The organism is Aquabacter albus (assembly GCF_040049275.1).
GTDB lineage: Bacteria > Pseudomonadota > Alphaproteobacteria > Rhizobiales > Xanthobacteraceae > Aquabacter.
The window spans coordinates 199,785-211,025 of the sequence record NZ_JBDZDT010000010.1; the positions used below are offsets into that span (position 1 = coordinate 199,785).

Below are 11,241 nucleotides of genomic sequence, written 5' to 3' on the forward strand. Positions count from 1 at the left end.
GGTGGAACAATTTGTTCCACCAGTCTTGCAGATGGCCGACGCGCGGGGCCTCAACACGCTGCTCAATTCTCTTCCGAGGTGGCATCCGTAATGGGGGCCTCAAAGCAGGATGTGAACCGCAAAATCGCCCGCGCTCGCGAGCTCGGCGATGACATCAAGCGGGTGGCCTATCTTACAAGATCGGCCCGAGCCTGCCCGTGAGCAGCAGCACAATCAGGACGATGAGCAGAATTCCACCGACACCGAACCCATGATTCCGGTAGCGGCCGCCTCCGTAAAACAGTCCACCACCACCGAAAATCAGGATAAGGATGATCAGGATTAATAGAAGGCTCATAGCGGCATCTCCCACCATTAAGGCCAAGCTTGGTACTAATGCCCACTAGGGGAGTCTTGTTCCTTTCTGTGGCGCTATCTCGCCGACAAAAGAGGAATGTGATGGCAAACCATCCCACCGCCCCTCAGGAGTGGTCGATCGCCGTGATCGTGAAACGAGGCCAAGCTCCCCCGTCGTGAGGCTGTAGAGCCCTGGTTTCCCCCAGCCGACCTTGCATCGCCGTCTTCGCCGGCGCGGACCCGATTATTGGAAACCAATCGGATGCCAGCACGTTCACCGTGACGCCTGTAATGCGACAATAGGTTTTGCCCGCCGCTCAACTTTAGAGACAGGCTATATCCAGTCAGGTCGAGCCGTGGGAATGACAATATTGCGGACGGATCATCCGTGCCGATATTGATGGCGAGACTGGTCATTTATGGCCTCATTAAGACATACAAAAAGGCCGCCCGGAGAGGCGGTCTTTGGCATGTTCGGAAATTAAGTTTGACGTGAGAACCTACCCCATCGGGGCTGATCTACTCTTTGTGACCAGAGTTACGCCAGGAGATATAAGTATACTTTCAATATATGATGGCCGCTTTTCTTTTGGTTCCGTACCGTATGGAAGCGAGGACCAGTCGGATCGTGCGACTTCATCGATCAACTGCTTGATCACACCGGGCATCCCATATTCATGGGATCTGAACCGGCTAACATACTGATAGGGTTTCAAGAGCTTCTGCATCCAAGTCAGAGAGGGCCACTCGACCGGAGCATTCTTCAGCGCCTTATTGGCAATCTGGTGCAGAAACGTCCTGCCATCACCCGGCTCCTTAAACCGCCGACCGTCCGGATAATAGGCATGGCCCTGCCAATAACCGGTCCCCCAGTCCTCAAGGCCATAGATGCCGCCCGGCTTCAAGTGCTTGAGGAACAGGTGGGAGAAGCTGACCTTTGCCAATTCGCCGATGTGCGCGGCATCATCGATGATGATGTCGAAGCCATTCGGAGCGATTTCGTTCGACACCCTGGATAAAAACTCAGTGTCATTCTGTGCGCCCCTGTACATGTGTATGCGATTTTCGTTCCTCGGCATCGTTGGCATTTCGCTACCTGGAGGGAATAAGTCGATACCAACAATCGTTCCCTTACTAAAATAATCAGACCACATTAGCATCGACTTGCCGGTCGCGACGCCAAGCTCAAGAATAGTGACCGCATCGTCGCGCATATGCGAGAAATATCTCTCGTATATATTTAGATACGACTCAGGCTTACTTTGCGTCTCGCCTGCGCCTTGCGCATAGTCGATCAACGACACAGCCGTCATTACGTCCCTCCCCATAGGGGGATATGACTCAATACGCTCCAGTCGCTTAAGTCAACCGAGCGGTGTCATTACGATAAGCGATGCACGTCGAGATGAGTCCAGAACGGGCTCCCAAATATGGTTTTGGTGCCCGAACCGGAGATCTGAACAAGCGCGGTGATCACGTCGCCCTTCGCCAATGCGAGTTCGCCCGACACCGTGAATGTCTGGAGATCCGTCGCGCCGGTACTGCCCTTGGCATAGCCCGCCTCGGCGAATTGGTTGACGCCGGTCTTTGCAATGACCGCAAAGACCCGAGCGTCAGCCGGGCAAGCCGTGAGAGTTATCGACGCGCGGACATAATAGGTCCCATCCGCCGGCACGGCGAAGCCGTTGCTACCGCCCGAAAACGCAGAGGCGTTGTCCAGAGCGGCCGCGGTGAACTGCACCGTCACAGCGGAACTGGTGGCAACCGACTGGTCCACGTCGTTCCGATGCGCGCGGAATGTCGGCCGCGCGGGCGTTGACCAACAGGCACCCTCCACGACGGGTCTATAGACCAGCGCCGCCATGTAGTCAGAGGGGTGATTGTAGCCCGTGCCACCGTGATAGCCGGGAGGCGTTGTACCATCGCCCCACAGTTGGGAATCCGTTGCGCTCGGCATATTGGTCCGCGGCTCGCCATAAGAAAAGTCCGCCGAGATCAGCGGGCAATTCCCGGTGCTCACCACGGTGGGAAAGAACATCCCGCCGCGGGATATCAACTGGCCAGCAAAAACCGGCCTCGCATACGTGCCGTTGTCGGTGCTGTCATCGTAGATCGTAAACCTGTTGCCGTGCTTTTCTAAAACCAGTCGAGACATAGCGCTTGATGGCGGAGCGAATGTTATGATCTCGTTCATATATTGAACGTTATCTTCAAGCGTTCCACCATATCCGAATACGCGGAATGCGGAACTACTAGATCTCGTAATGGTAACAAAGTCTGCGCAGGGACCCGTCCCAGTCTTAATCGTCAGGGTCCCCCCCTCGTCAGTCCACTCTGATGCGTCGAAGTTAATCCCAACCCTGAAGTCGTATACTTCGCGAGTGCCAACCGCCGTCAAGTTTCCTTCTACGATCGTCGCATCGACGGTATCGCCCTCGGAAAGAACCGACGAGCATGGATCGAACCCATCGCGCACCATGCAGCACAGGCGATGCATATCGAGGAGACCGTAACCATAGAACTGGGCAAAGGTCCTGGTAAAGCCAGCGGCGATGTCCCGCTGCTCTTGCGCCGTCCGAGTGGCAAAGGTCGGATTCCCCTTCGACCCATAGGAGGACGGCACATTGGTGCAAAAAACGAACCCCGGCACCTTCGCCCAAGTCGCCGTCTGATCGATGATGTACTTCATCCAATTATATGAGATTTCATCCCGATCATTCTGGCCAAGAGACAACACGATAAGGTCTGGCGCGAGAGCCTCGATATAGTCGATCCACATCTGGCCAGGGACGGTTGCCCACGGGATTGAAAAGATGTCTGGCGCCAGGGTCCCCACCGCGGCATATGTACCGCCGTTTACAGAGCGGTTTACAAAGGAAATCGGCCCGATCTGGCGCACAATCTCGCGCTCAACAATCTCCGCAATATTATCGGAACGGCCAATCGTGTTTGCATAATATGTCGAGATGGAATCGCCCACGAAGACCACCCGCGGGTTCTGGCGCAGGTTGAGCTTCTGAAGATGACGATCCGGCACCATGCCGATGCTCTGGAGCACGGCAGGCGGCGAGTTCGGGGGGATGACCTGCTTGCGGTAGATGCCCGAGATGCTGCCGGTGCCGACGAAGGTGATGTCGGCGACGTCGCCCTGAGGGACATTGCTCGTGACTGCAATGGCGCCATCGACATAGACGGTGCGCAACCCCATCGCAGCGCAGTAGCCGGCTGCAGAAATTACCGCAGCCGCATTGTCGGCCTCGCCCACCCCACCGCCGAACATCTCCAAGGTGGGCCGCTCGGTTCGCAGCTCGAACCATGTGGTATCGATCAAAAGCTTGCCGTCGTGCGAGGGCTCGCTGTCCACCTTCACGTAGAGGCCGCCACCGCGATTCCCAGCGGCTGCATAGCCCAGCGTTTCCACCGCTTCCGTGGTCGGTAGAAGCTCCGCCCCCAGCGCGTCGGAATACGTCGCAAAGCGTTGGATCTTAGTGCCGTCCAGGGCTGTCTCGATCGCATCGAGGCGCACACCGGTTCCAACGGATTCCAGAGCGGTCAGTCTTCCCTCAACGGCCGTCAGGTCGCCGCCGTTGAACACGCCCCATTCCGTGACATCGACAACCTCGAGCACCTCGATATCAGTGACGCCGGTGGTGCCGAAAGTCTGCACGTAGGGCCGCGCGTAGACCGTACCCCCGGGCGCCACGGCGTCGACCTCCGCCCCTGCTGCCGCCGAGAAATTGAACGTGCGCTCAACGCGTCCGCTGCCAACCGTGAGATTGGTGATAACGTCAAGGTTTGTGGTCGATATGATCGCCTTAGCGGCACCCATCCATAGCACGCCGAGCGTCACGCCGTCGCCGGCAGGATCCGGTGCGTTGGTGGTTCTCCGCACGACATATCGGACCCGGTACAGATGGCCCGGCTCAACCCGAGTGATCGCGCGCGGCGCCCGCAGTCCTGCGCCCGTCACGGCGATCGCTGCACCATCCTGCCGCGTTACGCTGCCCGTGAGTGGAGCCAGCGAGGCGGGAGATCCCGCGATATTGGCAGCCCACAACGCCGGCCGCTCACCGGGGCGGGAAAGGTCGGAAACGGCAGCAACGTTCGTGTCAGCCGCGTTCGCGTTGTCGCCATTGGCGCGCGCCGTGGCGTCAGCGGAGACCGCAGCCTGCCTTGCCGCTGCCTCGGTGGCCACAGCAACTTGTCGCGCATTGGCCTCCGCTTCCAGAGCAGTTTGCGCCGCCTTCCCATCCACCAGGTTGGCCTTGTCCACCGTCTGGTTGATGATGGATACAAGCGTAGCGCCGGTGTCGGTCGAAGTATTAAAATGTGGAATGGGCAATTATCTTCTCCAAAGCCGCTTGGTCACGGCGTTGAGCGCAGTAGTTGCGCATGATTTCGAATTCGTCATCCTGCCTATCGGCTCTCCGCCCAAGTAATTCGCCGATGAATGCAGTGATGCTACGGATGTTTTCTAGATTTTTGGGCGCGGCCTCGACCGGGCAAGCGGAAGCCGCCGCAGCGTAGGCGGCGGGTTCTGTTAATTGCATCGTGGAATCCAGTTGCAGACCTGCCCCACATCGTGAGGGGGGGTCATGTTCTCAATTGCGGATGCGTGCGCGCTGAGGGGACGCGGATGCGCAGGGCGAGGGGTCGGAGGCATCGAGATGCCCCCGGGGGTACTGCGTCAAAGCTATTTCAGCGCATCGCGGATTCGACGCAGGCGCGCGGTAATGTTCGCAGAAACCTTCTCGCGTCGGAACCGCGGCGACCGCGCCTCGATCGCCAAATTCGGGTCGACATCGTCGAGGCTAATCAGTGAGATGAAGGTCTCCGGTACCGCGCCGAGCTTGACGAGAGACACCTCTTTCAAGGTGGCGTTGGTGATGTACGTGACATCATACTTTCCGACCTTACGCACATCGCTCGCCTTGATGGTGCAGCCGACCGATACACAGACGCGTTCATCGTCGTCGAGACAATCACGAATAGTCGCGGCCGACTTACGGCTCTCATCGATCGGGAAACGGAAGGCGAGGCCGTCGAGTGTGGTCTCGAACTCCAGACCCGAGGTCGCCAATACCTGCGACGGATCGTGGTCAACCCACAAGCCAACGGTGCCGGCGTCGAATAGCATTGAACCGAAGCAGCCAGGCTCGAAAATCTTGAAGTCACCTTCATGGAAGAACGGCTCGCCAAAGAGACATGCATAGCCCTGCAAGGCCGGCCGGTTTATCCTGCGGTTGGAGGTGTCACGGAACGCCACCGGCTCAAGCCGGGGTTCGGGTTCTTGCTCAGATTCACGTCTGGGCGGCCCAGGTCGGGACATCGACTCGAAGTAACGCAGAGCTTTGGCCCGCGCCCTCTCCAGGCCGGGGATGACAATAGGCCCCGGTCTCATCGCGGCATCCCCGAGGGCATTTCTTTGTCGGTAAGCAGGCCGACCTTAAGGGCCTCACGCAGGAAAGAGTTCGCACTCCCCTCGGGGTCACGTGGGCGACCCAGAAAGTATGTCGACACGGCGGGCATGGAAGAGACAAACCGAACGCCGTCGTCCTCAAGCCTCCCCCAGAGATCCTCGAGTTCCAGATTCGCCTCTTGGGCCTTGGCTAGTGCCAGGCAAACGGCGCGCAAGCGTCGATCCACTTCAGGCTGCATTCGTTCGCGAATGATGGCGGAGGCCTTATTGATCTCGGCCTCGATCTCGCGCGCGAGCATCTCTGCGGCGGCTTCATGGACCTTAATTTGTCGGCTCATCTCGGCGAGGCGCTCACGCCGCTTGGGTTGCGACGGCGGTGCTGGCCGCCCGAGCAGATGAGCGACGTCGGGAGATAGAGATGACGGCGCTTCTATTTCATCTGGCGCTCGGGCGAGCGCGAGAATTTCGGTACGCAGGCGTTGGGCTTCGGCGCCAAGCTTTGAGCGACGAGCATTGAGGTCTGGCAGAATGTCCGAGACATCCGCAAGGACGGGAATTTTGATCATGATGTCCTGAAGGCTGGGTTAGGTGCGCGCTGGCGCACGCCGAGAATTGAAGAAGGAAGCTCCGCCGCAGAGGGACGAGATACCAAGGCGGCGGAGCTTCCTAGGCGCGCAGCGTTTCACGCCGAGGGGCCGGGCGAAGGCCCCTCACTAATAGTCGCCCGCGTGACAGTTTAGGGCACACGTTCACGCAGCAATTTTCAAATCGTCTTCTAGGACGTTGTCATTCGCGGCCTCAGGCAGTTCCCAAATTCCCCGAAGCGCACTGATGGCGTCATGGATTAATTGCCCGCCTTTCCGTTCGGCGTGCTTGCCCCGGCATCCAAATTCTTCTCCGATGCCTCTCGCTGTAATGCTCGATATTGCTAGATCGAGAACCTTCGCATGTGTTGGCCCAATTGCTTCCCTGATGGAGCGTGCCTCGATGAGGCGCCAAGCGTCGGCCTCAGCTGGATGCTCATGCTCAAGCAACTCGCCTTCATTGGAGCGAGGCGGCTCCGCGTCATCGCTCTCGACGGCCACCCGCTGCCGCACCGAAGGGCCCGCACCTCGCCGAGGGCGGCTAATGGGCTCGTGCGGCGTGAGAGGCTCGCCACGGTCGTCGAGCCCCCACGCGACGAGTTCGCCGGCCCGAAACACGAGCTCACCGAGCCAAACGGTACTTCCCGCCACACCATGCTGCACAGGATGGCGAACCGGGCGGCCCCACAGGCCGGGGCCGTGCCGGCGCACCGTCACTCTCCACAAACTTCCCGCGGCTTTCAGCATCTCCTCGACGGTCGGCCGCTCCTTACGGTAAGCGCGCGGGGCCATGCTGTCATCCGCGGGATCTAGCACGAGCATGGGGCGTGGCGGCTCCATCAGGTCCCGCCATTTCACCAATGCCGCTAAGCCCGTCACGTCGAGGCGGGATAGCCTTTCTGCCGTGGGCCACGCGAGGACGGCACGGTCGGAAGTGCCCGCCTTGGCGACGATGGCGCGGTGCTCGGCGGGAGATCGGACGGTTGCACCGACCATATCCGGATCGGGCAAATGGGAATGAAGCATCAGGTCACCTCAGAGCACGAAGGTGCGCCGCCGTTGATCAGCGGTCGCGGGGATGGTGTCGATTTCTTTGAGGTGCGTTTGCAGGAAAACGATGCGCGCCGGTGCGGCGGAAGTCACGCTGCAATTGGCGCTTGGGCGCCGGCTCCGCCTACTTTTCGGGGGTCTCGGCCGGCAGCAACGAGCGGGCGCGCTTGGTCGCAGGGTCGGCTGGCGAGCAGGTATGAAGGGTGATGCGGATTTTGACTCTCTCCGGGAGGAGGGGTGATAAAAAATCACTTTGCGCGATATTTAACCGTTGTCCGCGATTTCGAATCATGCGAATTTGTTGCATCGATTGGCTAGACAAGGATTTCCCGTGTTTCGCAGGGACGCATCGTCCTGTGGAGGGGTAAGCCCCTCCGACGCCACCCTCGCTCTCGTGCGTAGGCCGGCCGGTGCCGGACCCGCGGACGGGCCGCGGGCCCGGTACGGTGTGCAGAGTTCAAACCGACGCTTTTCCTACTCCTCCGTGCAGACGGGAGCCCACGCGTCCGTGGGTGTCACTGGAGGAGAACCAAATGTCGAAAGAGCCAGTCGACAAGCGTCGGGCGCGTCAGACGAAGCGGCCGTGGTATTTGAACCCAATTACCTTCCGGGTTGTTGTGTTGGTACTTCGGATCGTCGCAAAGGTCATCGACCTTTTCGGATGATGCGCACTCTGCCATTAGCTTTGGAGGTCGCAATGACCCAACCCCTTATGAACGAAGCCCTGAAGATCGTGAGGCTTTACTGGGGGAAAACTCAGGCTGAGCTCGCTGACACACTCGGCGTTTCCCAGAGCTACATATCGGAAGTAGAAAAGGGGAAGCGCGAAGTGACCATGGATCTACTCGCGCGGTATAGCCGAGAGATGAAGGTGCCAATGTCATCCCTCATGTTGTTCGCTGAAAAAGTGGAGGGCGCCCCCCCTCTGACCCGCGGCAAACTTCTAGTTGCAGGCAAAGCCCTCGACTTTTTAAGGCGGCTTATTCCCGATGACATCGAGAAAGCAGGTTGAGCGATACCCTCTTGAGCGATCACCGTTCCACAGAATGGGACGCGCTAAGGATCTCGCGGCTGTTCTCGGCCTCAGCCAGAAGCAGCTTACATCGCTTATCGTGCGCCGTTCAGCGCTCTATCTTTATAAGAATGAGATAATCAGTGGAAAGCAGCGCTCCTTAGCCGTTCCTATTAATGAAATGCGTCGTTTACATGAGCGGATTAAGGACCTCCTAGGGAGGATTGTACTTCCCGATTATCTTTATAGTCCAAGACGAGGGCGAGCCGCCGTAGATAATGCTCTGGTTCATCTGGGTGCGCCGGTGGTGGTCAAGCTTGACGTGAAACAGTTCTACCCCAGCACGACGGCAGAGCACGTCTTCCAGTTCTTCCACCATCGATTAGGGATGGTTGATGACGTCGCCGGTCGCTTGACCAAGTTGTGCACAATTAATGGCAAGGTTCCCTTCGGATCCCCGCTAAGCCCTGTGCTTTGCGCTTTAGTCCATGACGACTTGTTTGCTCGTGTTGCCGACCGCTGTGCGCTCGCTGGAGATACTCTGACACTGTGGGTGGATGACCTTACGGTGTCAGGGGCAAACATCTCAAAGGGCCTCGTAAGAGATATCACGCGGATGATCGCTGCAAAGGGTCTCAAAGCTCATAAGGCCGAGAGATCGACTGCGCGCCGTGGGATCGTAATTACAGGCACACACATTGGACCGGATGGACCCGCGCCCGCAAATAAAAGCCACCTCAATATGGAGGCAAAGCTCCGGGCTCTTGATTCCGAGACGGATCCGACGGCTAGACTCAAGCTCACGACTTCGCTGATCGGAATGGTGAATCACCAGATGTCGATCTACCCGAATGAAAGTGAGCATTACCGGCGCCTAAGAGGTCGCCGTCAGTGGTTGTCGAATGAACTCAGGAAGATGGAAGGCATGATTGAGGATGCGGCTGCGGAAACTACGCCGGATATGGAAGCCATCGAGAGCGGCCACAATGCGCCGTGGGAATAATTAAGAATGCGGGCGTCGGCCTTTTTGGTCGTGGAGTTCAATATTCCGTTCTCGCTACCCCCCATTCACACCGTTCACACCTGTCACACTTCAAGGGGGATGGTGTGAATGGTGACGGGTATGATGGGGGCTATAGAGGGGGTCAAGCTGCCCAACTACCTACCCGGCAACTTGTAATGCCCCACGCCTATCTTCTCGATAGTGCCCGCTGTCACCATGCGTCGAAGAAGGTGCGGCACGCGTTCGGGCTTCAGACTGGCCTCCTTAGCAACCTCCGCCGGGTCCTTCGCACTTGGCAACCTCGCCGAGAAGGCGGGCGCGTAAATGGCTGGCACGGCCATATCGAAAGTTAAATATTTGTCATGTTATTTTTGCCGCGCATCTCCGATGTTCAGGAACGTATTACGAGACGCCGGAGTTCTAATATTCAGTTCGGCTCCTGTGTGGCGTCGAAATATTTTAGTCCAGGAGATGTGGCCGATGAATTATTCTAGAATCGCATTCTGCGGAGCGATGTTTTTCGGTCTTGCCGCAATCGCCCCGGCTGCTTCGGCCTCTCCACTGTCCACCGGTGCCGGCGCTTTGCGGCATTCGATCGCCGCGGGTGATTCCGAAGTCGAGCAGGTGGCCTGGCGCCGAGTGTGCCGTCCCACCACCACCTGGCGGAATGGCCATCGCGTCATTGTGCAGCGCTGCAGCAGCGTGCGTGTTGGCGGTGGTCCTGGATACCGTGGGGGGCCTTCTGGATACCACGGTGGCGCTGGCGGCCCTGCTCCCGGTCCGGGCTGGGGGCGCTGAGACGCCGCCCAAAGTATTGCAGGGGGCGGCGCGGTTATGCTGCCGCCCTTATGCTTGAGGCCGGCGGCAGGTAGGAGACCATGCCATTCTCAGCCACCTTCAATCTCAATGGCCAGAACATGACCTCCTCTGCGTCCTCGACGTCTGCGTCTTTTCCAATCGCATCGAGCAACTCGCGCCACAACTGCCGGCCTCTCCACTGCACTTCGGCTTCGGCATGCTCAACGTAGATCTTTTGCTCCACATCTGACCGATATGCCCCTCTCTCACCTTCGCGTTGAATCTTGAAGTTGACGACAACGACGGTCTCGGCGGGGTTCGGATTCTCCACGACAGCCGCATCAATTTCCGCGTCGAATGTTCCTCGCGGGGTGAAGAAGCTGACTTCTCCGGCCCATGCCTGCAGGCGCTCCTCCGCCGTCAGTGCCGGCGTGGTGTCCGCTTTCGGCTTCGTCTTCCGCACCTTCGGCTCGAATGCTGTGGGAGGGTCGCAGTCGTACTGCTCCTCTTCAATCCATCGGCGGAGGTTCATGCGGGTCACCACATCGCCAGCCGCCTGCCTCCAACGCTGGGCTGCGTCCACCATGTGCGCGTGAAGGCCGGCATCGGGAGACAGCTTCTCATAGGCCATGCGAGCATCGCCTTTCTTGCGGCGAACGCCATATGCGACGAAGAGTTCGTCAAAAGCATCCCCCTCGGAAGCCCGCGGGTCGGCGGGCGCAAGCTCGTCCGAACGCGGCGCATCCGAGTCAGTCCCTCTTACTCGTACCCCGGTCTGTCGACCGGGTCCGGTAACCGGGTCTTCGTTCGGGGAATCCTGAACACTATGGTCTGTAGCGTTCGGAGTTTCGCGAACATCTGTGTTCGGGGATTCTAGAACACTAGAATCGTCGTCATTAGCGTTCGGGGCCTTGGCCTGCTGCCGGTTTCGTGGACACCGAGATAAGGTGTTCAACGGGACTGGAGAGCTGGAATGCAACGACGGAGGTTCAGCCGCGAGTTCAAGCTTGAGGCTGTAAGATTGGTGAAGGACCGGGGC

Annotated in this window: 10 protein-coding genes; 2 read left to right on the forward strand and 8 right to left on the reverse strand. The window is 58.8% G+C overall.

All coding sequences use genetic code 11. The features are described 5' to 3' along the window. Positions 1-172 precede the first annotated feature (172 nt). The 7 genes from ABLE91_RS24295 to ABLE91_RS24325 form a co-directional block, all read right to left on the reverse strand. Positions 173-337 (reverse strand): DUF3309 domain-containing protein, encoded by a 165-nt coding sequence (locus ABLE91_RS24295; RefSeq protein ID WP_348935045.1) that lies wholly within the window; start codon positions 335-337, stop codon positions 173-175. Positions 338-836: 499 nt separating this feature from the next. Continuing rightward, a complete protein-coding gene (locus ABLE91_RS24300; protein WP_348935046.1) occupies positions 837-1,649 on the reverse strand; it encodes a class I SAM-dependent methyltransferase in 813 nt (270 codons plus the stop codon). Positions 1,650-1,717: 68 nt separating this feature from the next. Beyond that, a complete protein-coding gene (locus ABLE91_RS24305) occupies positions 1,718-4,678 on the reverse strand; it encodes an SGNH/GDSL hydrolase family protein (RefSeq protein WP_348935048.1) in 2,961 nt (986 codons plus the stop codon). Beyond that, positions 4,659-4,886 (reverse strand): hypothetical protein, encoded by a 228-nt coding sequence (locus ABLE91_RS24310; RefSeq protein WP_348935050.1) that lies wholly within the window; start codon positions 4,884-4,886, stop codon positions 4,659-4,661. Before ABLE91_RS24310 ends, ABLE91_RS24305 begins: the two co-directional genes overlap by 20 nt. 143 nt (positions 4,887-5,029) lie before the next feature. Then, complete coding sequence (locus tag ABLE91_RS24315) at positions 5,030-5,602, reverse strand: HK97 family phage prohead protease (RefSeq protein WP_348935052.1); 573 nt, start codon at positions 5,600-5,602, stop codon at positions 5,030-5,032. Between the two features lie 131 nt (positions 5,603-5,733). After that, entirely contained in the window at positions 5,734-6,321 is a 588-nt protein-coding gene (locus ABLE91_RS24320) for a hypothetical protein (RefSeq protein ID WP_348935054.1), read from the reverse strand. A gap of 183 nt (positions 6,322-6,504) precedes the next feature. Beyond that, positions 6,505-7,365: a hypothetical protein gene (locus ABLE91_RS24325; RefSeq protein WP_348935055.1), complete on the reverse strand. Its 861-nt coding sequence runs from the start codon at positions 7,363-7,365 to the stop codon at positions 6,505-6,507. Between the two features lie 721 nt (positions 7,366-8,086). Here ABLE91_RS24325 and ABLE91_RS24330 point away from each other — a divergent pair. Further along, entirely contained in the window at positions 8,087-8,401 is a 315-nt protein-coding gene (locus tag ABLE91_RS24330) for a helix-turn-helix transcriptional regulator (protein ID WP_348935056.1), read from the forward strand. A 34-nt stretch (positions 8,402-8,435) separates the two neighbouring features. After that, on the forward strand, positions 8,436-9,404 hold the full coding sequence (locus tag ABLE91_RS24335) for a reverse transcriptase family protein (RefSeq protein WP_348935057.1): 969 nt from the start codon (positions 8,436-8,438) through the stop codon (positions 9,402-9,404). Positions 9,405-10,236: 832 nt separating this feature from the next. Here the strand turns inward: ABLE91_RS24335 and ABLE91_RS24340 are convergent. Then, complete coding sequence (locus ABLE91_RS24340) at positions 10,237-10,833, reverse strand: hypothetical protein (RefSeq protein WP_348935059.1); 597 nt, start codon at positions 10,831-10,833, stop codon at positions 10,237-10,239. Positions 10,834-11,241 lie beyond the last annotated feature (408 nt).